The following is a 22,366-nucleotide window of genomic DNA, read 5'->3' on the forward strand; positions in this document are numbered from 1 at the left end:
CTCGCCCTCCGGGCCTGGGGTCAGGCCGCGACGTGTCAAGGATAGGCCGGTGGCGCGCCAATAGCTGTAGTAGATATCCTATTTTCAGGGGGAGTTCGGCTAGCACTTTTGCGAGTGCCATAGCGACTTCTTCGACGTCCTATTGATATCGGTCCCGATACCCGACCGGCGACATCCCGCAGTGCTTGCTGAAGATGTCGCGAAACGCCTTCGTGTCGTTGTAGCCCACTTCATACATGACTTCGGCCACGCTTATGCGCGACGTTTCCAGCCGTTTCTTGGCGGCCTCCACCCGCACGCGTTGCAGGTACTGCACGATGCTGTTGCCGGTGGCCTGGCGAAAGCGCCGTTCCAGCGTGCGCCGTCCCATCGCGTGGCGCTCGGCCAGGGACTCGACGGTGATCTTTTCCGTGTAGCAACGTTCGATGTAGCTTTGCACCGCGCGCACGACCTCGTCGGCATGCGCCTTCTGGCCCATGAACACGGCGAACGGCAGTTGGCTCTGACGGCTCCAGTCCAGCTGGAAATATTTGGCGCACCAGATGGCGGTATCGCGATCGGTGTATTTTTCGATCAGGTGCAGCACCAGATGGGCGGCGGAAAACGCCCCGCCGCTGGTGTAGACGCCGTTCTCGGCCATCACCACGCGATCGCTGATCCAGTGGACATTGGGAAACAGGGTGGCGTACAGATTTTGCGCCACCCAATGCACCACGGCCTGCTGCCCGTCCAACACGCCGCCCGCCGCCAGCAAGGCGGCCCCCATGCACAGGCTGGCCACTTCGCCGCCGGCGCGATGGTGGCTTGCCAGCCAATCGATCAGTTCGCGGTTGGACAGCACCACGTCGGGCACCGCGCCCAGCAGGGGCGGCGCGATACAGATATCGATGCGCGGCGCGTCGGCCAGCACCTGATCCGCCAGCACCTTGATACGCCCGTCGTCCAGGCTGACCTCGCGCGTCAACGCCAGCGTGCACACGTGGAATTGCGGTTCCCGGCCTTGCGCGACCAGGTAGGCGTTGGCCACCTGGAAGCCGTGGCGCGCCGTTTCCAGGGACGCAATATTGGTGCCAGTCGGCAGTAGGAAAGCGACGTTTTTCATGTCGGTAAGCATACGCCCGAGCGCTGTCGCAATCCACCCGCAAGAATGTCGCAATCCCCTATCTGAAAGCGCCGGCGATCCCGATAAAGTGGCGTCTACCGGCCCCTCGTGCCGGGTGGAGGGGGTGTGGCCAGCGGGCATGCCGCCTTCAACACAACAACAGCAACCCAAGGAGTGTGCGATGCAGGAATACATAGATGGTTTCGTGCTGCCGGTGCCCAAGGCGAACGTGCCGGCCTACCAGAAGATGGCGGACCAGGCCAAGGCGGTCTGGCTGGAGCACGGCGCGCTGGATTACCGCGAATGCGTGGCCGATGACCTGGCCAGCGAAACCTTTCGGTCGTTCAGGGAAGCGGCCAGCGCCAAGGACGACGAAACCGTGGTGTTTGCCTGGATCGTCTACGCCAGCAAGGCCGAACGCGACCGAATCAATGCGCTGGTGATGGCCGATCCGCGCCTGGCCAACACGTGCTGCGAAGGCGTATTTGATTTCAAACGCATGTGCTGGGGCGGATTCAGCACGCTGGTAGCAAAATAAAAACCGTGGGGCGTGTCGATATCGGCGCTGCCCGTTCGTCGTATAGGCAGGGACAGGGCTTACAGCTTGTCCCGCCAACCCAATACCGATTTTGGAGACGCATCATGGCTACGCCCGCAACCACGCCCATTCCCACCGGCATGCACACGCTGACCGCGCACATCGTTTGCGAGGGCGCGTCCGACGCCATCGCCTTCTACAAAAAAGCCTTCGGCGCGGAAGAACTGGCGCGCCTGCCCGGGCCGGAAGGCAAGGTCATGCACGCGGCCATTCGTATCGGCGATTCGGTGCTGATGCTGATGGACGATTTTCCTCAGTGGGGCAGCCTGGGCCCGAAGGGGCTGAAGGGCTCGCCGGTGACGCTGCACCTGTACGTCAAGGACGTGGACGCCTCGTTCAAACAGGCGCTGGATGCCGGCGCCACGGTTGCGATGCCGGTGGCCGACATGTTCTGGGGCGACCGCTACGGCCAGGTGATCGACCCGTTCGGCCACCGCTGGTCGATTGCCACGCACCAATTCGATTACACGCCCGAAGAAATCCAGCAGAACATGGCCAAGATGGGCGAGATGTCAGGCTGCGGCAACGCCGACTGACCCGCTGAGCGCCCCGCCCTTCCTGGCAACGTCAGAATCCGCTTACTGCGAATACGGACCCAGGAAGTCCAGCTTGCCGATCTTCACGCCCGCGTGGCGCAGGATGTCGTAAGCGGTCGTCACGTGGAAGTAGAAGTTGGGCAGCGCGAAGGTCAGCAGGTAGGTGTCGCCTCGGAATTCCGGCTTGAAGTCGCCAAAGTTGACGACGATCTGTCGGTCTGCGGCGCCTTCCACCTGTTCGGCCGTCACGCTTTGCAGGTAGGCGATGGTGTTGGCGATGCGCTGCTGCAATTCTTCAAAGGTCTTTTCTTCGCCGGCAAACTTGGGCGCCTGACCTTGCGACAGGCGCTGCACCGCGAATTTGGCGGCGTCGCTGGCGCGTTGGATCTGACCCGACAGCGGGTACATATCGGGCGCCAGGCGGGCATTGACGAGTTCGGCGGGGTCGATGCCTTGAGCCTGGGCATGCGCGGCCGCCTTTTCAAGCAGCGATGCCAGCACGGTCATGCCCCGGATGAACACAGGCACGGAAGCCTGATAAACAGAAAGAGTCATGGCAGAAGTTCCAGTTGAGTCCTGGCTGGCGGCTGCGTCAATGCAGCGCCAACCGGGGATGCGGCGATGTTACCGCCGCGCAGGGCCGGCGCCATGATGCGAGGGGCCGACATATCCATTCCCAATCGGCGAACAATCGGTAGCGGGCTCGGGGCCGGGGTCGGGGCCGGGGTCGGGGTCGGCGTCAGTCTCCGGAGCCGGGTCCGCCCGCGCCCGCGCGCCGCAGTCCCTGGAAAAACCGCCACACCAACGCCGACGCATCCGGGCCGTTACGCGCGTGATATTTCACCGACGGATCGCCGCCGCTCCAGGCGTGTTCCAAGCGCGTGATCTCGCACAGGCGCAGCACCGTCTTGCGTCCCCGCATAAGGTCAACGCGGCGATACGCCTTCTCGGACCCCAAACCCAAGACACGCTCGACGGGCACGTCCTCGGGGCGCGGGTCGTTCAAGGCGCGAAACTGCTCGAACAATTGCTTGGCGTTGCGCGGGGCCACGGCCGGGTCCAACTGGCCGTGCAGGATCAGCGCGGGCATGCCCAGTTCGAACACGGCGGGGTCAGCCACGTCACGCACCAGCGACGGCAATGGCTTGAGCGAGCCGCGCCGCATGGTGCCGATGCCGGCGGCGGCGCTATGGGCGTCGCCCACTACCGGCCCGGAATGCATGGCCACGGCGGCGACCAACGACGGGTGCCGCAACGCCACCAGCGCCGCCATGCCCGCGCCTGCGGACAAGCCGGCCACATACACGCGTTCGGGGTCCAGCCCATGCCGCGCCACTTCCGATTGGATCAACGCCGCGATCAGGTCGGCCTCTGCGCCGCCATGGGCGTCATCGGGTTGGAACCAGCGCCAGCAGCGCTGCACCTGGCGCGTCATGGATTGCTGCGGGTACAGCACCATGAAGCCGCCGGCGTCTGCCCACTGGTTCATGCGCGTACCGCGCGCGAAAGCCAGTGCGGTCTGCCGGCAACCGTGCAGCATGACCACGACCGGCAGATGGCCCGGCGTGGCACCGGCCGGGGTGTACCGCGCAAACGTCAGCTGGCGGCCCTTGCCATCGGAAAATTGGCGGGTGCCTTCCCAGCGCCCGTTGCCCAACGATGGGGTCGCGGGCTGACGGGCGGCGGTGGCGGGGGATGCCGTCTTGGTCGCGGTTTTGCGTGGTGGGGTGGCGCGCTTTCTGGCGGGCTTGGGCGATGCCATGCGCAGCGCCGTGCGCTGTAGCTTGCTGATCTTCTTTGCGGCTTTGAAAAACAGATTGGAGAAACTGCGCGCCATTGGTAGGCCTCGGCCAGTAAACCTGCTTGAACCTTCCCCGGCCGGGCCGGGGCCGCCTGCCGCGCATGGCGCACAGGCCACCAGCGCGACGGCGATGGTCAGATCGGTAAGGATATCCGTTGCGTCCTGCGCGACTGCGCGAACGCGGGTGCGAGCCCAGAAAAAAGAACGTAGCCCACCTCTGCGGGCGGTAGAACTCAGTCAACCGGTGTCGGTAAAACAGCCGCAGGAAATGTATCACAGGGTAACCAGCGTTCCCACCCTTTTCTCCTGCGCGTGGCGGCGCCTCTTGCTGAAAATCAAGCGGCGCGCGTTTCCGCTGCGGTGGCGAGCCCCGTCCCGTTGAGCCCGCCGCGCAAAGCGCTTAAGGTGATGATCTTGCAACCCGCACCACGCATTCACCAGACGCACATGTTTCCCAACGACAGACCCCAGACCCTAGGCGAGGAAATCGCTAACACCATCAGCCACGGGATCGGCGCCGTTGGCGCTTTGGCCGCCGCGCCCATCTTGATTGTGGCCGCCGTACGCCAGGGCGACGCCGCCTTCATCGCGGCGGCGGCCGTGTTCGCGGCGTCGATGTGCCTGTTGTACCTGGCGTCCACCATCTATCACGCGCTGCCGCTGTGCCGCGCCAAACAGATTTTCAACGTGCTGGACCATTCGGCCATCTACCTGCTGATCGCCGGTACCTACACGCCGTTTGCCCTGGGCGCGCTGCGGGGGCCATGGGGCTGGACGCTGTTCGGCCTGGTCTGGGCCATGGCCTTGCTGGGCGTCGGCCTGAAAGCCAGCAAACGCTTGAACCGGCCGGCGCTGTCCACGGGGCTGTACCTGGCGATGGGCTGGCTGGTGGTCATCGCCATCAAGCCGCTGATCGAAAGCGTGCCCACGGGCGGGCTGGGATGGTTGGTGGCGGGCGGGCTGGCGTACACCGGCGGCGTCGTGTTCTTCGTGTTCGACAACCGTTGGCGCTACGGTCACTTCATCTGGCATCTGTTCGTGCTGGCGGGCACCGTGTGCCATTTCTTCGCGGTGCTCTGGTACGCGGCGTGACGGGCAGGCCACTACCCGCCGCGCAAGTATTCCGTGGGCGATTGGCCCAGCACGCGCCGGAACATCGTTGAAAACGCCGCGGGGCTTTGGTAGCCGAAGTCCAGTGCAATGGCGGTAACGGCGCCGCCCGCCGCCAGCCTTGCCAGCGCCAACACCACGCACGCGCGTTGCCGCCATTCTGAAAACGTCATGCCCGTTTGGCGGCGGAAATAGCGGCTGAAGGTGCGCGGGCTCATGTGCAGGCGCGCGGCCCATGCGTCCGGCGGCGTGCGCGCATCCGGCGCCGCGATAAAAGCGCGGCACAGCGGCGCCAGCTTTTTGTCGCGGGGTAGCGGAATGTGCAGCGGCAGCACCGGCGCACGGTCGATTTCATGCAGCAGCAAGACGGCCAGCGCGCCATCGCGCCCGTCCGGTGCATATGCGGCGGGCATGTCCACCGCTTCCAGCAACAACTGCCGCAGCAGCGGCGATACCTCGATTACCTCGCAGGCATTGCGCCCTGCCCGCGCCGCATCGGGCTCGATATACGCGCTACGCGTGCTGACCTCCAGCATGCGCACCTGATGCGTCACCCCGGCGGGGATCCACACCGCGCGCTGGGGCGGCACCACCCAGTTGCCGTCGCGCGTAGAGACCTGCATGACTCCGGTCGCCCCGTACAGCAGTTGCGCGCGCCGGTGCGAATGCGCGGGCAGCACATGGCCGGTCGGATAGTCATTGCCGATGGCAAGCACGGCGCGGTCCAGGTGATCGTGGTGATCAATGTGCGTATTGCGCATGGCGGGAGACGTAGGGTGGAAGTGCGGGGCGGGCGTGCGGGCCGGGAAATGTGCACCCCGGCACTCGGCTTGGCCGAAATGCAAACATTATTGTCCAAAGCACGAAAGCCGGCCACGTCGCTCTTCCGTATCGTGACGACATTCCTTCTTGGGACCGTCCGATGCTCTACCTGATCCTTGCTTTCTTTGGCTGCGCCAGCGGCGTCACCACCGTGCTGTTCGGCTTTGGCGGCGGCTTTGTCGTGGTGCCGGTGTTGTACGGCGTGTTGACCGCCGCGCACGGGGCGGACGACGCCATCGGCGCGTCGGCCATGCACATTGCAGTGGCCACCTCGACCTGCGTGATGGTCGTGAACGCCGTCGCCGCCACCCGCCGCCAGCAGCGCGCGGGTAACCTCGCGGGCGACCTCGTTCGGGCCTATATCCGGCCTCTGGCGGCGTATATCGCCGTGGGCGCCCTGGTGGGTGCGCTGGCCGCCACGCACGCCAGCGGCACGCTGGTGCGCTGGGCCTTTGTGGCCTACCTGGCGGCGACGATTCTGGACTGCCTGTTGCGCCAGGGGTTTTTGGCGCAAGCCGATGGCGCCGACGCGGTGCCGTTGAGCCGGGGCGTGATGGTTGGCGGCGGTGTGGTGATCGGTGTCGTCGCCACATTCCTGGGCGTGGGCGGGAGCGTGATGACGGTGCCCTTGCTGCGTCGGCGCGGCCTGCCGATGGCCAAGGCGGCGGCCATGGCCAACCCGTTGACGATACCCGTCGCCATTGTCGGCACCGTGGCCTACATGGCGGCGGCGCGCGATCTGCCCGCGCCGCTTGCGCCGTGGATCCTCGGCTATGTCGACCTGCTGGCCTTCGCCGTGCTGGCGCTGGGCGCGCTGCTGGGCATCCGATTGGCGGCGCCGTTGATTCCGCGCTTGCCCGACCGCCTGCATGCGCGCGTCTACATCGCGTTGCTGGTGTTGGTGATGCTAGCCATGCTGCTGATGTAACGGCGGCGTGTTCGCGAAGCCCGCATACCTGCGGAAACATCGCGGCCAGCAGCGACTACGAAACCACGCAAAACGTTTCCGGCGCGCTCCCCCGGCAGCCCTCCTGGCCGGCAGCCCGCCCTCGTGTCCTGCCGACACAGGAAAACACATCGCGAAACTTGTCCCATGGCGGTTGCGGTCGTCATCATGGTCGGACATTAACCGGAACACGGAGGTTTCATGCAGCGTTCCAAATACGCATTCCTATCCGCCGCCATCCTGTCGACGGCGCTGTCCGGTGCAGCGGCCATGGCCCAAAACGCCAGCCAGCCGCCCGCGCAACCGCAGATGGCCCCCGCCATTACGCAACCCACCGACCAGCAATTGCAGCGCTTTGCATCGGCATCGCAAAAGGTGTCGGGCGTGGTCGACGAATACCGCCCGAAGGTCGACGCCGCCAAAACGGATGACGCCAAGCAGAAGGTCGTGCAGGAAGCCGACGCCAAGATGGTGCAACTGGTACGCGCCGACGGCTTGACGGTGGAAGAATTCAACGGGATCGGCCAGGCCGTGCAGCAGAATCCGCAGCTCAAGCAGCGGGTGATGAGCATGAGCAAAGGCGCGCCCAAGTAAGGCAGCCGACTAGTCCAACAAAGTAGGGCAAGGCTGGACCGGGGATTGTCCGGCCTGCGCCACGCGTTCCCTGGGCGCGTGGCGCTTTTCATTGGCGCGCACCGTCAGCCGCGTCCCGCGGCGGGCGTCCCTTCACGCGCGCAAAGCAGTATCCTGGCAGCCGGTTTGCATTCGACCCCCTCTGCAAGGAGCACGGCATCTTGACCCCGGAAATCACCCTGTATGACCTGGCTGGCGCGGACGAGTCGCTGCGCTTCAGCCCGCACTGCTGGAAAACCCACATGGCGCTGGCGCACAAAGGGCTGACGGCCAAGACCGTGCCCTGGCGTTTCACCGAAAAGGAAGCCATCGATTTTTCCGGCCAGAAGCTGGTGCCCGTGCTGGTGCATGGTGACCACGTGGTCAGCGATTCATGGCGCATTGCGTGCTATCTGGAAGACACCTTCCCCGAGCGGCCCTCGCTGTTCAACGGCGCGGGCGGCCGCGCGGTCAGCCTGTTCGCGAATTCCTGGGCCGACACCACCTTGGTGCCCGTGCTGGCGCGCTTGCTGCTGCCGGCCATCCACGGGCTGATCCACGAGAAAGACAAGGACTATTTCCGCGCCTCGCGTGAAAAGCGCTTTGGCCGTCTGGAAGACCTGCCGGCGGGATACGACGGGCAGATCGGCGCGCTGCGGGCAGCGCTGCTGCCCTTGCGCCACACCCTGGCCCGGCAACCTTTTCTGTCCGGCGAGCAGCACGGCTATGCCGACTATGCGGTGTTCGGGATGTTCATGTGGGCACGCTGCACCAGCGCGCTGGTGCTGCTGGAGGCCGATGACCCGGTGTACGCCTGGCGCGAGCGGTTGCTGGACGCCTTCGATGGCCTGGCGCGCCGTGCGCCGGCCGTCGCCGGCTGATCGGGCTGGCTGATCGGGCCGGCTGATCGGTCGGGACGGTCGGGCCGGCATCTGCCGGCCACGATGATCCCCGACCGTTCGATCACGTCTTCAATCGATAGCCCGTCTTGAAGATCCAGCGCACGCCGATCAGGCAGGCCAGCAGGAACACCAGCGTCATGCCCACGCTGACGCCGACGCTGACGTCGGACACGCCGTAGAACGCCCAGCGAAAGCCGCTGACCAGATAGACCACCGGGTTGAACAACGTGGCCGTCTGCCAGAACGGCGGCAGCATCTTGATGGAATAAAAGGTACCGCCCAGGAACGTCAGCGGCGTGATGATCATCAGCGGAATGATTTGCAGCTTTTCGAACCCATCGGCCCACACGCCGATGATGAAGCCGAACAGGCTGAACGTCACTGCCGTCAACACCAGAAAGCCCAGCATCCAGATGGGGTGCGCGATGTCGAACGCCACGAACAGGCGCGCCGTGGCCAGCATGATCAGGCCCAGGATGATGGATTTGCTGGCGGCCGCCCCCACGTACCCCATGACGATTTCCACGTACGAGATGGGCGCCGAATGAATTTCGTAGATGGTGCCGGAAAAGCGCGGCATATAGATGCCGAAGGACGCGTTGGCGATGCTTTGCGTCAAGAGCGACAGCATGATCATGCCCGGCACGATGAAGGCGCCGTAGCTGACCCCGTCGATCTCGACCATGTGCGAACCGATGGCCGACCCGAACACCACGAAATACAGCGATGTCGAGATCACGGGCGACAGCACGCTTTGCATCAGCGTGCGCCAGGCGCGGGCCATTTCAAACAGGTAGATAGCGCGAATGGCGTAGAAGTTCATGATTGACCGTGTACCAGGCTGACAAAGATATCCTCAAGCGAGCTTTCCGATGAATTCAGGTCGGTGAATTCAATCTGGAGCCGGCTCAGGTCCTGCAGCAGTTGCGAAATCTGCCCGCCGCCCTGGTTGTCGTAGGTGTAGACCAGTTGATAGCCATCGGCGGACAGGTCCAGCTGATAGGCGTCCAGCGCCGTCGGGATGCCCGGCAGCGGCGCCGTCAACGTCAGCGTCAGCTGGCGTTTGCCCAGCTTGGCCATCAGCGCGTTCTTTTCTTCCACCAGAATGATCTCGCCCTTGCGGATCACGCCGATGCGGTCGGCCATTTCCTGGGCTTCTTCGATGTAGTGCGTGGTCAGAATGATGGTCACGCCGCTTTCACGCAGCCGCCGCACCATTTCCCACATGCCACGGCGCAGCTCCACGTCCACGCCCGCCGTGGGCTCGTCCAGGAACAGGATGGCCGGCTCGTGCGACAAGGCCTTGGCGATCATCACGCGGCGCTTCATGCCGCCGGACAAGGCCATGATGCGGCTGTCCTTCTTGTCCCACAGCGACAGGTCGCGCAATACCTTTTCGATATAGGCCGGGTTGGCCGGCTTGCCGAACAGACCCCGGCTGAAGGTGACCGTGTTCCAGACGCTTTCAAACGCGTCGGTGGAAATTTCCTGGGGCACCAGCCCGATCTTGGATCGCGCGGCGCGAAAGTCCGACACGATGTCATGGCCATCGGCCAGCACCCGCCCGTCGGACGGGTTGACGATGCCACAGATGATGCTGATCAGCGTCGTCTTGCCCGCGCCGTTAGGCCCGAGCAAGGCGAAGATCTCGCCGCGCTGGATTTCCAGGTTGACGCCCTTGAGCGCCTGGAATCCCGAGGCGTATCGCTTGGATAAACCTTGAACTGATATAACCGGCTGCACACGAGCCCCCAACGTGATCGATAGCCGGGGATTTTACTCGTTACCCCCGCGCCGCTTGGTCGACGTGGTGGAACGCTGTGTTTGGCCGGCGGCAACGGGCAGTGCCCGCCGCCGCGCGCGATGACCGCGCGGCCGGCCCTGCCGCCTTCCCAAGCCTGGCCCTACCGCCCCCAGCGCAACACCAGCGGCTCCAGCCGACGCGCTGTTTCCAGCAGGCCCTGGCGCACTTCGTCGCGCATGGGTGGGAAGGGATGCCGGGGCGCGTCGCAATCGATCACCCCGCCCGCCTTCATCAGCGCCTTGGCCGTCAGGATGCCGCCCTGGCGGTTTTCGTAGTTGATCAGCGGCAGCCAGCGCTCGTACAGCCGGTAGGCCTCGTCCCGCCGGCCATCCCGGTGCGCCTCGATGATGGGGCGGATGCCGTCGGCAAAGCCGCCGCCCGTCATCGAGCCCGTGGCGCCCGCGTCCAGGTCCGGCAGCAGCGTGATGGCTTCTTCGCCATCCCAGGGGCCTTCCACCGCCGCGCCGCCCAGCGCAATCAGGTCGCGCAGCTTCGAGGCCGCGCCCGCCGTTTCGATCTTGAAGTACGACACCTGTTCGATTTCCCGGGCCATCCTGGCCAGCAGCGCGGCGGACAGCGGTGTGCCCGCGACCGGCGCGTCCTGGATCATGATGGGTATGTCCACCGCGTCGGACACCTGCTGGAAAAACCCTTCGATTTGCGCCTCGGGAACCCGGATCGTGGCGCCGTGATACGGCGGCATGATCATCAGCATGGCCGCGCCCTGCTCTTGCGCCCGGCGGCTGCGCGCCGCGCACACGCGCGAGCCGAAGTGTGTGGTTGTGACGATCACCGGCACGCGGCCCGCCACGTGTTCAAGCAGGGTTCGTGTCAGCACCTCGCGTTCGTCGTCCGACAACACGAACTGCTCCGAGAAATTGGCCAGGATGCACAGGCCGTCCACGCCGGAATCGATCATGAAATCCACCGCGCGCTTCTGGCTGGGCAAGTCCAGCTCACCCGATTCCGTGAACGTGGTGGGCACTACCGGGAAGATGCCGCGATAGCGCGGCGCCTGGAATGTCGGAGTCATGGCGGCCTACTCGATGATGTTGAAATCGTTGAGGTATTCGGTTTTCAAGGTCAGCCCCAGGCCCGGCTTGTTGTCGTCCAGGTCGATGAAGCCTTCCTTGGCGACGGGCTCGCCGTCGAAGATGTAGTAGAACAGTTCATTGCCGACTTCCACATCAAACATCGGGAAGTACTCGCTCATGGGCGAGGCCAGCGTGCTCATCGTCAGGTGATAGTTGTGCATCTGGCCGGCGTGCGGAATGACCGGCACGCTATACGCTTCGCACAGCGCATTGATCTTGTGCGCCGCCGTGATGCCGCCCACGCGGTTGGTGTCGTACTGCACCACCGACACCGCCTTCCTGTCCAGCAACTGCTTGAACCCGTACAGCGAAAATTCGTGCTCACCGCCCGAGATCGGAATTGAGCTCAGCCGATTCAGTTCGGCGTAGCCGTCGATATCGTCGGCAATGACGGGCTCTTCCAGCCAGCGCGGTTCGAATTTTTCAAGCTTGGGCAGGATGCGCTTGGCGTATTCCAGCGTCCAGCCCATATAGCATTCCAGCATCAGGTCGGTGTCGTAGCCAATCACTTCACGAATGGCTTGAACCGACTTCAGGTTTTCAACCACGCCCTTTTGCAAGTGCGCCGGGCCGTAGCCAAAACGCATCTTGAAGGCTGTGAACCCCTGGTCCAGATAGGTCTGCGCTTCGTCTTGCATCGCTTTCAGATCGGTGCGGTACAGCTTGGAGTAATAGACCGGAATCTTCTCCTTGGTACGCCCGCCCAGCAGCTTGAACACGGGCTTGCCCACGGACTTGCCCAGGATGTCCCAGATGGCCAGGTCCACGCCCGAAATCGCCGCCATCGTCACGCCCTTGCGACCCCACGCGTGCGTGGCGCGGTACATGCGCTGCCACAGAAATTCATAGTCCCAGGGGTCTTGTCCCACCACCAGCGGCGCCAGGTACTGGTCGATGATGGCCTTGGCCACGCGCGGCGCCAGCGCCACGTTGCCCAGCCCGACGATGCCATCGTCCGTTTCCACTTCCACCACTGTCCAGCCGTGAAAGCGGAAGGTGCTCATGGTTTCTTCGCGCGATGGCACCAGGTCCATGGCGTTAGAGCAGAAGTTGCCTTGCGGAGGCACGGTCTTGCCGGTCCATTCGAAAACGCGGGCGCGGACGGATTTGATTTTCATGGTGTGTTCCTGTTCAAACTAGAGAAGCTCGGTGCGACGCGCCCATGGACGCGCCCATGCGGCACGCAATCAAAAATGCCTGCCAGGTGGCGTCCACGTTGGCGCGGCCCTGGCCGGCGATGTCGTACGCGGTGCCGTGCGCGGGCGTGGTGATGGGAATGGGCAGGCCACCCTGCACGGTGACCCCGCGCGAAAATCCCAGCAGCTTGATCGCGATCTGCCCCTGGTCGTGGTACATCGTGACAATCGCCTGGAACTCGCCCGCCTGCGCCTTCAGGAAAATCGTGTCGGCGGGAAACGGTCCGGCAATGGGCAGGCCTTCCTGGTTCAACTGCCGCACGGCGGGTTCGATGATGTCGATTTCTTCGCGCCCGCACGTGCCGCCGTCGCCGCCGTGGGGGTTGAACGCCGCGACCGCCACGCGCGGCTGGGCGATGCCGTTGGCCTGCAACGACCGGTAGATCAGGCGCGTTGCGGCCTTGATGCGGTCCACGCTTAACGCGGCGGCGGCGTCCTTTAACGGAATGTGCGACGACACGCGCGACGTCCACAAGTCGCCCAACGTATTGAATTCACAGAAGGTGCCGGTCACGCCCAGGTACTGCGCAAAGTGATGCAGTTCGTCGTCGTGCTTCAAGCCGCCCTGCTTCATGGCGAACTTGTTCAAGGGCGCAAAGCAGATGGCGTCGATATGCCCGTCGCGCGCCGCGTCCATGCAGGCGTTCAGCACGTGCAATACCGACGCGCCGCCCGCCGCACCGGCCTGCCCCACCGTCACCTGCTCGGGGCGCACGGTGTCCATGGCCAGCCACGCGGGCCGGCTTGTGTCGGCGCGGGTCCGCACTGCCGCCATGCTGGTCACCGCTTCGGTGGGCACGTCCACGCCGGCCACGCGCAGGCCTTCGCGCCACAACCAGGCATCGCCCACCAGCACGATGTTGGCGCGTTGGCAGGCCTCGGCTTGCGCCAGCAAGCGCGCGATCAGTTCGGCGCCGATGCCGGCCGGGTCACCCAGCGTCAAGGCCACCACGGGTTTTTGCTGCATATCGATCCTTTGCTGCGCGTGCATACAAGCCTCACTCCACAGAAATGTGGTTCTTTTTGATGATGCCGGCGTAGCGCTGGTTTTCGGCGTTGTGGAACTGCGCGAACTGCGCCTGGCTCATCGGGGTGATGTCCGCGCCAATCGCCAACAGCCGGGCCTGTGTTTCGGGCATGGCCAAAATGCGGTTCACGTCGTCGTGGATGCGTGTCTGGATGGCCGCCGGCGTGGCGGTGGGCATGTAGATGCCGTACCAGGCGCTCATTTCGACGCCGGGCACGCCGGCTTCGGCCATCGTCGGCACGTCGGGGAGCTGCGGGTTGCGCCGCGCGCTCAGCACGGCCAGCGCGCGCACCTTGCCGCTCTTGATATGAGGGATGACCGACGACGCGGTTTCGAAAGCGATCTGCACCTGTCCGCCCATCAGGCCCACCATGGCCGGCCCGCTGCCGCGATACGGAATGTGCGTCATCTGCACGCCCGTGGCGTCCTTGAACAGCTCGGCCGCAATGTGCTGCGTGCTGCCCGAGCCGCTGCTGGCAAAGTTCAATTCGCCCGGGCGACGCTTCAGCAGCGCAATCAACGCCTGCACCGAGTCGGCCGGCACCTGGTTGTTGACCACCAGGACGTTCGGCACCGCGCCCACGAAGACCACGGGCGTCAGGTCGCGGTCGTTGTCGTAGGCCAGCTTCAGCAGATGCGGGGCAATGGCGTGGGCGGTGGACACGCCCATCACCATCGTGTGGTTGTCGGCGGACTTGGAAGCCAGATCGGCGGCCAGCGTGTTGGATGCGCCGGGCTTGTTTTCGACGACGACGGTCTGGCCCAGCATGGGCCCCAAGCGGTCGGCCACGGCGCGCGCCATGGCGTCCGTGCCACCGCCGGGAGCGGAGCCCACCAGCAGGCGCAGCGGCTTGGCCGGCCAGTCGGCGCGCGGCGTCTGGGCAGACGCCGATGCCGACAGGCACAGCGCACCGGCGGCCATTGCGGCCATCGCCCCCAATAGGCGGATCTTCATGGTTGTCTCCTTGCTGTTTCTTCGCCGCATGGGCGAGTTGTTGTGCAGTCATCTTAGAAACAACGCCTGTTTCCGTAAAATGAAACTTTTGCACCAACCGTTCACCTCAGGCGATCAATCATGGAACGCAACTTGAATGTCCCCGCCCTGCTGTCACGGCTGCGGATGCGGCAGATCGTTCTGCTGCTGGCTATCGACGAACGCGGCACGCTGCGCGCGGCGGCGGCGCAGCTGAACATGACGCAGTCGGCCGCCAGCAAAATGCTGCACGAACTGGAATTGGCGCTGGGGCAGCCTCTGTTTGAACGAGTGGGTCGCGGGCTGGCGCTGACGCCCGCCGGCGTATGCGTGATGGGTTACTTTCGCGGCATGCGCGGCACCATGTCGTCGCTAGCGCGCGAGCTGGACGAATTGCGGTTGGGCAGCGCGGGCAAGCTTTTCATCGGCAGCATCATGGCGGCCTCGCCGGGCCATCTGACCGATGCCTTGCTGCGCCTGAAGCAGACCTATCCGCTGCTGGCCGTGGAAATTGCCACGGGCACCAGCGACCTGCTGATCGCGCAGCTGAACGAAGGCAAGCTGGATGTGGTGATCGGCCGCATGCTGACCCTATCGGACCGCAACTACGTGTTCCGGCCTATCGGCGACGAGGCGCTGTCGGTGATCGCGGCGGTGGATCATCCGCTGGCCGCGCAAAAGCGCCTGGCCTTTGACGCCATGCTGGCGTATCCCTGGATCTTGCAGCCGCACGGCAGCCCGATGCGCGACGTGATCGAGCAGGAATTCCGCTCGCATAACGTGGCGACGCCGCCTGGCCTGATCGAGTCCGCGTCCATTTTGACCACCACCAACCTGGCGATGAAGTCGCACATGCTGGGCGTGATTCCGGAATCGGTGGCCAGCCGGTATGCGGCGCACGGGTTGCTGGCCATTCTGCCCTACCAGATCCGCCAGTCGCTGACCGAGTTCGGCAGCATCGTCCCGCGTGACCGCCCATTAAGCGCGGCGGGCCAGCATTTTGTGGACCTGCTGCACGATATTCAACGATGATGCCCGCGTGTTAGGCGAATTCTGCCCTTCCAGGGAAGTACAATCGCCGATTGCGCCACGCGCGCGTTTTTGTCCGAGGTTTTCTCCGTGAGCGCCCTGCCCGCCTGTCCTGAATGCCAATCCGAATACACCTACGAAGACGGCGGCAACTACATCTGCCCGGAGTGCGCGCATGAATGGTCCTCTGCGGCTGGCGATGACACCGCCGCCGCCGACGAAGCCCGCGTCTACCGCGATTCCGCCGGCAACGTGCTGCAAGACGGCGACACCATCACCGTCATCAAGGACCTGAAGCTCAAGGGCTCGGGCGGCGTGGTCAAGATGGGCACCAAGGTCAAGGGCATCCGCCTGGTCGATAGCGACCACGACATCGATTGCAAGATCGATGGCTTTGGCCAGATGAGCCTGAAGTCGGAATTCGTGAAGAAGGTCTAGCGTCCGGTTGCGCCTGTCGCACTGCCCCCCGCACGGCGCGGGGCAGCGTTCTGTCAAAGGTCGTCGTCTTCAACCGGCTTGGGCATCAGGTAGGCGGTCAGCAGGCTGGATAGCCCTGCCATCACCCACAGCACGAAGAACGACACCGTATAAAAGCCCACGCGGCCGGTGGGCACGTGCCCGAAGATGGCCACGTCCAGCGGGTCGATCAGCGCGAAGATCAACGCGCTGCCCATCGCCGCCGCCAGGAACGACGGCCACAAAATCCACATCAATGAACGCAGGCCCATCTGTGCTCTCCCTGCTTAAGGGTTGGCTTGCGCGGCGCGTGCGCCTTCGCTTGCCCGGGGTGCGACCTGTTCGATCACCAGGCCGCGCTTGACCACGCCGTCCTGGATAGGCTCGTGGGTGAAGTTGCTGTAGGCAAAGTAGATGGTGATGAAGCATCCGATCATGGCCGCGAACGGGCCGGCCATCAGGATCCACGGCCAGGGCTCGCGATACCAGGGCTTGGGCGTGGGCAGGGTTGAGGCGGTTGTCATGGAAAGTCCTTGAAGCGGGCGAATCGGGCTTAATCGGGTACGTAGAAACTGGCGGCTTCGTCGGTCTCGATGGACCGGTTTTCGCCGTCGTGGCCACGCGCGCGCAGCGTGATGGGATGGGCGCCCGGCTCTACGCCGGCGGGCGCGCGGATCACCATGGGCACCAGCTTGTTGGCGGCCGGCTCAACGTCAACCATGTCCGACCCCTGGCGCCCGGCCATGACTTGCAGGCCCGGCATGCCGTCCGCCGACAGCCGCAGCCGCATGGCGGTGTCCGACGTGTTGATGATTTGCAGGCGGTAGACGTTTTCAATCTGCCCGCCGGCCACTTCGCGGCCCAACGCGCCCCGGTCACGAATGACGTCCACGCGCAAGGGGTTGCGCATGGCCAGCGACGCCACAAAGGCCACGGCCAGTATCAGGATCAGCGTGCCGTAGATCAGTACGCGTGGGCGCAGCAGATGCGAGCGCGCGCTTTTGGCGCTAAGACCGTCCTGCATGGCGCGGTCGGACGTATAGCGGATCAGGCCGGGTTCGTACTGCATCTTGTCCATGACCTGCTCGCAGGCGTCGATACAGGCGCCGCAGCCGATGCACATGTATTGCAGGCCGTCGCGAATGTCGATGCCGGTGGGGCACACTTGCACGCACAGGCTGCAATCAACGCAGTCGCCCAGGCCGGCCGCCTTGTGGTCCACCTTGCGCGAGCGCCCGCCACGCGGGTCGCCCCGGCGCTTGTCGTAAGTGACGACAAACGTGTCCGGGTCCACCATGACGCTTTGGAAGCGGGCGTAGGGGCACATGTACTTGCAGACGGATTCGCGCATGAAGCCGGCGTTGCCCCAGGTGGCAAAGCCATAGAACAACATCCAGAACCATTGCCAGGGGCCCAGTTGCAGCGTGAACAGTTCGTGGCCCAGTTCGCGGATCGGCGCGAAATAGCCGATGAAGGTCGATCCCGTCCACCAGGCCAGTGCGATCCACAGCACGTGCTTGGTGATTTTCACGCGTGCCTTGTGCAGGCTCCACGGCGCTTCATCAAGGCGGATGCGCGCGATGCGGTCGCCTTCGACCTTGCGCTCGATCCACATGAAGATTTCGGTGTAGACGGTTTGCGGACAGGCATAGCCGCAGAACAGCCGGCCCGCGACGGCGGTGAACAGGAACAGCGCCAGCGCCGAGATGACCAGCAGCACGGCCAGGTACACGACGTCTTGCGGCCACAACACCAGGCCGAACAGATAGAACTTGCGCGCGCCCAGATCGAACAGCACGGCTTGCCGCCCGTTCCATTGCAGCCAGGGCAAGCCGTAGAAGATCAGCTGCGTGATGAACACAAACGCGATGCGCCAGCGGGCAAAGCTGCCGCTGACGGATCGCGGATAGATCTTGCTGCGCACGCCCGCCAGCGTCTGCTCCAGGGTTTCGGCCCCGGGACGAGGCGGACGCGTGTGCGGGCGCCAGGGCGGCGGGTCGCCGCCAGGCTGCGTGCCGACGCTTGCGGTTGACCCTTCATCCATCTGCTGCTCCGTACTGTATGTCCAATGATGTGAAGGGCCGCCGGGCGTCCCTTCACCTATGCGCCGCCGGCCGCGTTACTTGACCGCCGTGGTGCCACCGACCGCCGCGGTGCCGACCGCCGCGGTGCCGACCGCCGCGGTATCGACCGCCGCGGTGCCGACCGCCGCGGTATCGACCGCTGCCTGCGCGCCCGCTTCCGGCTTGTTCGACAAGCCCCACACCCACGCCGTCAACACCTTGATCTGCTCGGGGTTCAGGATGTGTTCGTGCGCCGGCATGCGGTTGTCGCGGCCGTCCAGGATGGTCTTGACGATGGACGCTTCCGACGAGCCGTACAGCCACACGTCGTCCGTCAGGTTGGGCGCGCCCACCAGCTGGTTGCCCTTGCCGTCCACACCGTGACAGGCGACGCAGAAGTTGCCGAACTCGCGCTTGCCGCGAAACACCCGCACCGGGTCCGCTGTCAGCCCCGACAAGGACCGCACGTACTGCGCGATGTCGCCGGCCGTCTTCGCATCGATGGCAGCCTTCCACGGCGGCATCACGCCATGGCGCCCTTCCTTGATGGTCTTCATGATGGTTTCGGGCGAACCACCGTGCAGCCAATCACCGTCAGTCAGGTTGGGAAAGCTGGGGCCGCCCTTGGCGTCCGAGCCATGGCACTGCGCGCAGTTGTTCAGGAACAGGCGCTGGCCGATTTCACGGGCGCCCGTGTCCTGCGCGATCTGCGGCACGGTCATCGTTTCGAAACGCGCGTAGATGGGGCGCACGGCCTCGGCCATCTTGGCCTGCTGGCGCGCCACTTCCTCAGTGCTGCTGTAGCCCAGCTGGCCCTTGTACGAACCCAGGCCCGGCATGAAGAACAGATAGCCCAGCGCGAACAGGCACGCCAGCAGGTACATCCACGTCCACCACGTGGGAACGGGATTGTTCAGCTCGGTCAGGTCGCCGTCCCAGACGTGGCCGGTGTCTTCCACCTGCCCGGCGGCCGGCTTGGCGCCCAGCCAGCGGCGCTGCGTGTACAGCAGCCACACGCACCAGACCACGCCGCCCACGGCAACGACCGAAATGAAAATGCCCCAGAAGCCATTGACGAAATCGCTCATGACCGATTCGCTCCATCTTGTTGTGCCTGTCCGAATTCATCGGGCAGTGCGAACGGCAACAGGGCCGATTCGCGGTTGGCGCTCTGGCGCCCGCGCGAGCAGGCCCACCAGACGATGCCGAAAAAGGTCGCCATGGAAATGGCGGTAATGATTGCGCTCAGATAGGCCACCACGATCAGCCTCCCGTGGCCGCTTGCGCGGCGGGTTGTACGGCGGACGGCGCGGAAGGTTGCACGGCCAGCTGCGCAGCGGGCGCGGCCGCCTTCCTGGCCGCTTCGGCCGCCTTGGCCTCTTCGGCCTGCTTGGCGCGGCGCACGCCCACGCCCAGGCTTTGCAGGTAATCGACCAGCGCGTCTTCTTCCGTCTTGCCCTCGATGGCCTTGGGCGCGCCCGCGATCTGCTCGTCCGTATAAGGCACGCCCAGCTTACGCAGGGCAAGCATGCGTTCGGATACGTTCTGGCCCGTGATCACTGTCTTTTGCAGCCACGGATACGCGGGCATGTTCGATTCCGGCACCACCTTGCGCGGGTCGCGCAAGTGGATGCGGTGCCAGTCATCGGAGTAGCGTTCGCCCACGCGCGCCAGGTCGGGGCCGGTACGCTTGGAGCCCCACAGGAACGGGTGATCGAAGACCGATTCGGCGGCCGTCGAATACGAACCGTAGCGCTGCACCTCGGCGGCCAGCACGCGCACTTGTTGCGAGTGGCAGCCCACGCAGCCTTCACGGATGTACACGTCGCGGCCCATCAGCCGCAGCGGGCTGTAGGGTTCAACGCCCGCCACCGGCTGCGTCGTGCTGTGCTGAAAGAACAGCGGAATGATCTGCACCAGGCCCGCGAAGGACACCACCAGGATGCTGGCGATGATCATCCAGCCGATGTTCTTCTCAAGCGTCTGGTGAGAAAAGAAGCCAGTTTTTTTGTTGGCCATGATGTCCTCGTCAAACAGTGGCCGGCACGGCGGGCGCGGCGGGAGCGGCGACCGACGGGCGAGCGGCATGGGGGTCGTCAAGCGGAATGGCGGGGTTGACCGGCTGCGCGCCGCGCACCGTCTTCCACACGTTCCAGGCCATCACGAACACCCCCGACAGGAACAACGTGCCACCCAGCAAGCGGATCAGGTAGTACGGGACCCGCGTCTTCAGCTCTTCGACAAAGCTGTAGACCAGCGTGCCGTCGGAGGCCGTGTCGCGCCACATCAGGCCCTGCTGCACTCCGGCGATCCACATCGCGGCGATGTACAGCACCACGCCGATGGTGGCGATCCAGAAGTGCAGTTCGATGGCTTTCACGCTGTACATCTTTTCGCGGCCGTACAGGCGCGGGATCAGGTAGTAGAGCGAGCCGAAGGAAATCATCGCCACCCAGCCCAGCGCGCCCGAGTGCACGTGGCCGATGGTCCAGTCCGTGTAGTGCGACAGCGCGTTGACGGTGCGGATCGACATCATCGACCCTTCAAACGTGGACATGCCGTAGAACGACAGCGCGGTGACCATGAACTTCAGGATCGGGTCGGTGCGCAGCTTGTACCAGGCGCCTTGCAGCGTCATGATGCCGTTGATCATCCCGCCCCATGACGGCGCCAGCAGGATCAGCGAAAACGTCATGCCCAGCGATTGCGTCCAGTCAGGCAGCGACGTGTACAGCAAGTGGTGCGGACCCGCCCACATGTACGTGAACGCCAGCGCCCAGAAGTGGACGATGGACAGGCGATAGGAATAGATCGGGCGGCCGGCCTGCTTGGGCACGAAGTAATACATCATGCCCAGGAAGCTGGTGGTCAGGAAAAAGCCCACCGCGTTATGGCCGTACCACCACTGCACCATGGCGTCCTGCACGCCGGCGTACGCCGAGTACGACTTCCACATCGACACCGGCATTTCGATGTTGTTGAAGATATGCAGGATGGCGATGGTCAGGATGTACGAGCCGAAGAACCAGTTGGCCACGTAGATGTGCTTGGACCGGCGCTTGATGATGGTGCCGAAGAACACGATGGCGTAGGCCACCCAGACCAAGGTGATCAGGATGTCGATGGGCCATTCCAGTTCGGCGTATTCCTTGCTGCTGGTGAACCCCATCGGCAAGGTGATCGCGGCGGCGACGATGACGATCTGCCAGCCCCAGAACGTGAAGGCGGCCAGCTTGTCGCAGAACAAGCGCGCCTGACAGGTGCGCTGGACAACGTAGTACGACGTCGTGAACAGTGCGCTGCCGCCAAAGGCGAAGATCACCGCGTTGGTGTGCAGCGGGCGCAGGCGGCCGTAGCTGAGCCATGCGGTGTCGAAATTCAACTGCGGCCAAATCAGCTGCGCGGCGATAAATACGCCCACAGCCATGCCGACTATGCCCCAAACCACCGTCATGAGCGCGAACTGCCTCACGATCTTGTAGTTGAAGGTATCGGCCTTGCTTGCGATTGCGGGGCAATCGTTCATCACCCTTCCCCTAAAGTAACAAATAGCTCCAGGCTTGAATGATGGGACTAGGCACACAAGTCGACGTTGATATGGATCAAGCACACAACGGCCAGACGGGGAACGCGGCAATGCCGCAACGGACTCAGGCGCGCGGCTTCAAGCGCGGCGTCAATGGCGGCGCGCGCGGGCGCTCAGGCGCCGGAAAACCGTGGTGTCGGGAATGGGTTGGCGGGGTTTGCGCTTAGCCGCGCGAGCCGCGCCCGCTGTCGTCGTCGCGCAGGATCGCCGTGCCGGCGTTGTCGGTATCGTCGTACTGGCCGTTGAACACGGCCCACCATAGCGATACGCCGATGGCCAGCACGAAAAGCAACGACAAGGGCAGCAGCAGATAGAGGATGGTCATGGCGCGGCTTCCAGCGCGCCGACCGGTGCGCTGCCAACCGACCAGTCGCGGCGGCACAGGCGCCACGAGTTATAGGCCACGGCCAGGGACGACACCAGCATCGTGATGGCGGCCAGCCAGGGTTGCACCCAGCCCAGCAACGCCAGCGGCGTCATCAGCAAATGCCAGATCAACGAGCCGTACAGGTTCTGGCGGGCTTTCTCGCGTGCCCGGCGCAGCAGCGCGTCCAGCGCGGCGTCGGACATGGAGGGGTGCGCGGCCAATGCCGAATGCGCGGACGCCATCGCGGTGGGCACCGCCATCGACATGGCGCAGGGGCAGCTCATGACCAGCAGCGCCACCATCACGGGCAGGCTGTGGGCGGGGTCGAGGGCCGCCCCCCCG

The 22,366-nt window shown here is 64.6% G+C and carries 26 protein-coding genes and 1 pseudogene; 8 read left to right on the forward strand and 19 right to left on the reverse strand.

Going from position 1 to position 22,366, the window contains the following annotated elements; genetic code table 11:
* Window positions 1–139 precede the first annotated feature (139 nt).
* On the reverse strand, window positions 140–1,114 hold the full coding sequence (locus tag ACNPP0_RS04330) for a GlxA family transcriptional regulator (RefSeq protein ID WP_332608821.1): 975 nt from the start codon (window positions 1,112–1,114) through the stop codon (window positions 140–142).
* Window positions 1,115–1,283: 169 nt separating this feature from the next.
* On the opposite strand from ACNPP0_RS04330, the gene ACNPP0_RS04335 reads away from it, so the two are divergent.
* The gene (locus ACNPP0_RS04335; RefSeq protein ID WP_332608822.1) at window positions 1,284–1,640 is read left to right on the forward strand and encodes a DUF1428 domain-containing protein; all 357 of its coding nucleotides are present in this window, start codon (window positions 1,284–1,286) and stop codon (window positions 1,638–1,640) included.
* Window positions 1,641–1,744: 104 nt separating this feature from the next.
* Window positions 1,745–2,236 carry a VOC family protein gene (locus ACNPP0_RS04340; protein WP_448705106.1) on the forward strand — a complete coding sequence of 164 codons (492 nt, stop codon included), beginning with the start codon at window positions 1,745–1,747 and terminating at the stop codon, window positions 2,234–2,236.
* Window positions 2,237–2,278: 42 nt separating this feature from the next.
* Here ACNPP0_RS04340 and ACNPP0_RS04345 read toward each other — a convergent pair whose 3' ends face one another.
* Both ACNPP0_RS04345 and ACNPP0_RS04350 read right to left on the reverse strand, forming a co-directional pair.
* Window positions 2,279–2,791, reverse strand: a complete 513-nt coding sequence (locus ACNPP0_RS04345) for a DUF1993 domain-containing protein (protein ID WP_448705107.1) — start codon at window positions 2,789–2,791, stop codon at window positions 2,279–2,281.
* 184 nt (window positions 2,792–2,975) lie between these two features.
* Window positions 2,976–4,073, reverse strand: a complete 1,098-nt coding sequence (locus ACNPP0_RS04350; RefSeq protein WP_448705108.1) for an extracellular catalytic domain type 1 short-chain-length polyhydroxyalkanoate depolymerase — start codon at window positions 4,071–4,073, stop codon at window positions 2,976–2,978.
* 411 nt (window positions 4,074–4,484) lie between these two features.
* On the opposite strand from ACNPP0_RS04350, the gene trhA reads away from it, so the two are divergent.
* Window positions 4,485–5,129 (forward strand): PAQR family membrane homeostasis protein TrhA, encoded by a 645-nt coding sequence (gene trhA / locus ACNPP0_RS04355; protein WP_104144330.1) that lies wholly within the window; start codon window positions 4,485–4,487, stop codon window positions 5,127–5,129.
* A gap of 11 nt (window positions 5,130–5,140) precedes the next feature.
* Here the strand turns inward: trhA and ACNPP0_RS04360 are convergent, their stop codons facing one another.
* Window positions 5,141–5,908, reverse strand: coding sequence for an AraC family transcriptional regulator (locus tag ACNPP0_RS04360; protein ID WP_448705109.1), 768 nt, complete (start codon window positions 5,906–5,908; stop codon window positions 5,141–5,143).
* A 161-nt stretch (window positions 5,909–6,069) separates the two neighbouring features.
* On the opposite strand from ACNPP0_RS04360, the gene ACNPP0_RS04365 reads away from it, so the two are divergent.
* The 3 genes from ACNPP0_RS04365 to ACNPP0_RS04375 all read left to right on the forward strand — a co-directional run bounded on the left by ACNPP0_RS04365 (window position 6,070) and on the right by ACNPP0_RS04375 (window position 8,408).
* Window positions 6,070–6,897, forward strand: a complete 828-nt coding sequence (locus tag ACNPP0_RS04365) for a sulfite exporter TauE/SafE family protein (protein WP_448705110.1) — start codon at window positions 6,070–6,072, stop codon at window positions 6,895–6,897.
* A gap of 219 nt (window positions 6,898–7,116) precedes the next feature.
* Complete coding sequence (locus tag ACNPP0_RS04370) at window positions 7,117–7,509, forward strand: DUF4168 domain-containing protein (protein ID WP_046805387.1); 393 nt, start codon at window positions 7,117–7,119, stop codon at window positions 7,507–7,509.
* Window positions 7,510–7,709: 200 nt separating this feature from the next.
* Window positions 7,710–8,408, forward strand: coding sequence for a glutathione S-transferase family protein (locus ACNPP0_RS04375; RefSeq protein WP_448705111.1), 699 nt, complete (start codon window positions 7,710–7,712; stop codon window positions 8,406–8,408).
* 82 nt (window positions 8,409–8,490) lie between these two features.
* Here ACNPP0_RS04375 and ACNPP0_RS04380 read toward each other — a convergent pair whose 3' ends face one another.
* From ACNPP0_RS04380 to ACNPP0_RS04405, 6 genes are all read right to left on the reverse strand, one after another.
* Window positions 8,491–9,252: an ABC transporter permease gene (locus tag ACNPP0_RS04380; RefSeq protein ID WP_332608829.1), complete on the reverse strand. Its 762-nt coding sequence runs from the start codon at window positions 9,250–9,252 to the stop codon at window positions 8,491–8,493.
* Complete coding sequence (locus tag ACNPP0_RS04385) at window positions 9,249–10,172, reverse strand: ABC transporter ATP-binding protein (RefSeq protein WP_046805390.1); 924 nt, start codon at window positions 10,170–10,172, stop codon at window positions 9,249–9,251. Before ACNPP0_RS04385 ends, ACNPP0_RS04380 begins: the two co-directional genes overlap by 4 nt.
* A gap of 161 nt (window positions 10,173–10,333) precedes the next feature.
* Window positions 10,334–11,266 carry a dihydrodipicolinate synthase family protein gene (locus ACNPP0_RS04390; protein ID WP_332608830.1) on the reverse strand — a complete coding sequence of 311 codons (933 nt, stop codon included), beginning with the start codon at window positions 11,264–11,266 and terminating at the stop codon, window positions 10,334–10,336.
* Between the two features lie 6 nt (window positions 11,267–11,272).
* Window positions 11,273–12,445: an L-rhamnonate dehydratase gene (locus ACNPP0_RS04395; RefSeq protein WP_332608831.1), complete on the reverse strand. Its 1,173-nt coding sequence runs from the start codon at window positions 12,443–12,445 to the stop codon at window positions 11,273–11,275.
* A 13-nt stretch (window positions 12,446–12,458) separates the two neighbouring features.
* Window positions 12,459–13,490 (reverse strand): 4-hydroxythreonine-4-phosphate dehydrogenase PdxA, encoded by a 1,032-nt coding sequence (locus ACNPP0_RS04400; RefSeq protein WP_448705112.1) that lies wholly within the window; start codon window positions 13,488–13,490, stop codon window positions 12,459–12,461.
* Between the two features lie 31 nt (window positions 13,491–13,521).
* A complete protein-coding gene (locus ACNPP0_RS04405) occupies window positions 13,522–14,505 on the reverse strand; it encodes a Bug family tripartite tricarboxylate transporter substrate binding protein (RefSeq protein ID WP_448705113.1) in 984 nt (327 codons plus the stop codon).
* Window positions 14,506–14,625: 120 nt separating this feature from the next.
* Between ACNPP0_RS04405 and ACNPP0_RS04410 the strand changes: the two genes are divergently transcribed.
* Together ACNPP0_RS04410 and ACNPP0_RS04415 are read left to right on the forward strand one after the other, a co-directional pair.
* Window positions 14,626–15,555 (forward strand): LysR family transcriptional regulator, encoded by a 930-nt coding sequence (locus tag ACNPP0_RS04410; RefSeq protein ID WP_332608834.1) that lies wholly within the window; start codon window positions 14,626–14,628, stop codon window positions 15,553–15,555.
* A gap of 87 nt (window positions 15,556–15,642) precedes the next feature.
* On the forward strand, window positions 15,643–15,990 hold the full coding sequence (locus tag ACNPP0_RS04415; protein WP_332608835.1) for a zinc ribbon domain-containing protein YjdM: 348 nt from the start codon (window positions 15,643–15,645) through the stop codon (window positions 15,988–15,990).
* Between the two features lie 53 nt (window positions 15,991–16,043).
* Here the strand turns inward: ACNPP0_RS04415 and ACNPP0_RS04420 are convergent, their stop codons facing one another.
* From ACNPP0_RS04420 to ACNPP0_RS04460, 9 genes and pseudogenes are all read right to left on the reverse strand, one after another.
* The gene (locus ACNPP0_RS04420; protein WP_332608836.1) at window positions 16,044–16,280 is read right to left on the reverse strand and encodes a hypothetical protein; all 237 of its coding nucleotides are present in this window, start codon (window positions 16,278–16,280) and stop codon (window positions 16,044–16,046) included.
* Window positions 16,281–16,295: 15 nt separating this feature from the next.
* Complete coding sequence (locus tag ACNPP0_RS04425) at window positions 16,296–16,532, reverse strand: FixH family protein (protein ID WP_448705114.1); 237 nt, start codon at window positions 16,530–16,532, stop codon at window positions 16,296–16,298.
* A 29-nt stretch (window positions 16,533–16,561) separates the two neighbouring features.
* Window positions 16,562–18,052, reverse strand: a complete 1,491-nt coding sequence (ccoG, locus tag ACNPP0_RS04430; protein WP_448705115.1) for a cytochrome c oxidase accessory protein CcoG — start codon at window positions 18,050–18,052, stop codon at window positions 16,562–16,564.
* 75 nt (window positions 18,053–18,127) lie between these two features.
* A complete protein-coding gene (ccoP, locus tag ACNPP0_RS04435) occupies window positions 18,128–19,159 on the reverse strand; it encodes a cytochrome-c oxidase, cbb3-type subunit III (protein ID WP_448705116.1) in 1,032 nt (343 codons plus the stop codon).
* Window positions 19,156–19,332, reverse strand: coding sequence for a cbb3-type cytochrome oxidase subunit 3 (locus ACNPP0_RS04440; RefSeq protein WP_332608840.1), 177 nt, complete (start codon window positions 19,330–19,332; stop codon window positions 19,156–19,158). The genes ccoP and ACNPP0_RS04440 overlap by 4 nt, the downstream gene beginning before the upstream one ends.
* A gap of 2 nt (window positions 19,333–19,334) precedes the next feature.
* On the reverse strand, window positions 19,335–20,090 hold the full coding sequence (gene ccoO / locus ACNPP0_RS04445; protein ID WP_332608841.1) for a cytochrome-c oxidase, cbb3-type subunit II: 756 nt from the start codon (window positions 20,088–20,090) through the stop codon (window positions 19,335–19,337).
* Window positions 20,091–20,100: 10 nt separating this feature from the next.
* Window positions 20,101–21,597: a cytochrome-c oxidase, cbb3-type subunit I gene (gene ccoN / locus ACNPP0_RS04450; protein WP_046805401.1), complete on the reverse strand. Its 1,497-nt coding sequence runs from the start codon at window positions 21,595–21,597 to the stop codon at window positions 20,101–20,103.
* 223 nt (window positions 21,598–21,820) lie between these two features.
* On the reverse strand, window positions 21,821–21,982 hold the full coding sequence (gene ccoS / locus ACNPP0_RS04455) for a cbb3-type cytochrome oxidase assembly protein CcoS (protein ID WP_046805402.1): 162 nt from the start codon (window positions 21,980–21,982) through the stop codon (window positions 21,821–21,823).
* Window positions 21,979–22,366, reverse strand: a pseudogene (locus ACNPP0_RS04460) (hypothetical protein); the annotation flags it as partial. The gene ccoS and the pseudogene ACNPP0_RS04460, both read right to left, overlap by 4 nt.

Source organism: Achromobacter semiaridum (genome assembly GCF_053543755.1).

What these genes read in the sequence shown, in the direction of transcription:
- ACNPP0_RS04330 (WP_332608821.1), bottom strand. Translation starts at nt 1,114, where the DNA reads ATGCTTACCGACATGAAAAACGTCGCTTTCCTACTGCCGACTGGCACC.
- trhA (WP_104144330.1), top strand. Translation starts at nt 4,485, where the DNA reads ATGTTTCCCAACGACAGACCCCAGACCCTAGGCGAGGAAATCGCTAAC.
- ccoS (WP_046805402.1), bottom strand. Translation starts at nt 21,982, where the DNA reads ATGACCATCCTCTATCTGCTGCTGCCCTTGTCGTTGCTTTTCGTGCTG.
- ACNPP0_RS04400 (WP_448705112.1), bottom strand. Translation starts at nt 13,490, where the DNA reads ATGCAGCAAAAACCCGTGGTGGCCTTGACGCTGGGTGACCCGGCCGGC.
- ccoP (WP_448705116.1), bottom strand. Translation starts at nt 19,159, where the DNA reads ATGAGCGATTTCGTCAATGGCTTCTGGGGCATTTTCATTTCGGTCGTT.
- ACNPP0_RS04395 (WP_332608831.1), bottom strand. Translation starts at nt 12,445, where the DNA reads ATGAAAATCAAATCCGTCCGCGCCCGCGTTTTCGAATGGACCGGCAAG.
- ACNPP0_RS04425 (WP_448705114.1), bottom strand. Translation starts at nt 16,532, where the DNA reads ATGACAACCGCCTCAACCCTGCCCACGCCCAAGCCCTGGTATCGCGAG.
- ACNPP0_RS04405 (WP_448705113.1), bottom strand. Translation starts at nt 14,505, where the DNA reads ATGAAGATCCGCCTATTGGGGGCGATGGCCGCAATGGCCGCCGGTGCG.
- ACNPP0_RS04390 (WP_332608830.1), bottom strand. Translation starts at nt 11,266, where the DNA reads ATGACTCCGACATTCCAGGCGCCGCGCTATCGCGGCATCTTCCCGGTA.
- ccoO (WP_332608841.1), bottom strand. Translation starts at nt 20,090, where the DNA reads ATGGCCAACAAAAAAACTGGCTTCTTTTCTCACCAGACGCTTGAGAAG.
- ACNPP0_RS04340 (WP_448705106.1), top strand. Translation starts at nt 1,745, where the DNA reads ATGGCTACGCCCGCAACCACGCCCATTCCCACCGGCATGCACACGCTG.
- ACNPP0_RS04345 (WP_448705107.1), bottom strand. Translation starts at nt 2,791, where the DNA reads ATGACTCTTTCTGTTTATCAGGCTTCCGTGCCTGTGTTCATCCGGGGC.
- ACNPP0_RS04350 (WP_448705108.1), bottom strand. Translation starts at nt 4,073, where the DNA reads ATGGCGCGCAGTTTCTCCAATCTGTTTTTCAAAGCCGCAAAGAAGATC.
- ACNPP0_RS04365 (WP_448705110.1), top strand. Translation starts at nt 6,070, where the DNA reads ATGCTCTACCTGATCCTTGCTTTCTTTGGCTGCGCCAGCGGCGTCACC.
- ccoN (WP_046805401.1), bottom strand. Translation starts at nt 21,597, where the DNA reads ATGAACGATTGCCCCGCAATCGCAAGCAAGGCCGATACCTTCAACTAC.
- ACNPP0_RS04360 (WP_448705109.1), bottom strand. Translation starts at nt 5,908, where the DNA reads ATGCGCAATACGCACATTGATCACCACGATCACCTGGACCGCGCCGTG.
- ccoG (WP_448705115.1), bottom strand. Translation starts at nt 18,052, where the DNA reads ATGGATGAAGGGTCAACCGCAAGCGTCGGCACGCAGCCTGGCGGCGAC.
- ACNPP0_RS04380 (WP_332608829.1), bottom strand. Translation starts at nt 9,252, where the DNA reads ATGAACTTCTACGCCATTCGCGCTATCTACCTGTTTGAAATGGCCCGC.
- ACNPP0_RS04410 (WP_332608834.1), top strand. Translation starts at nt 14,626, where the DNA reads ATGGAACGCAACTTGAATGTCCCCGCCCTGCTGTCACGGCTGCGGATG.
- ACNPP0_RS04420 (WP_332608836.1), bottom strand. Translation starts at nt 16,280, where the DNA reads ATGGGCCTGCGTTCATTGATGTGGATTTTGTGGCCGTCGTTCCTGGCG.
- ACNPP0_RS04370 (WP_046805387.1), top strand. Translation starts at nt 7,117, where the DNA reads ATGCAGCGTTCCAAATACGCATTCCTATCCGCCGCCATCCTGTCGACG.
- ACNPP0_RS04335 (WP_332608822.1), top strand. Translation starts at nt 1,284, where the DNA reads ATGCAGGAATACATAGATGGTTTCGTGCTGCCGGTGCCCAAGGCGAAC.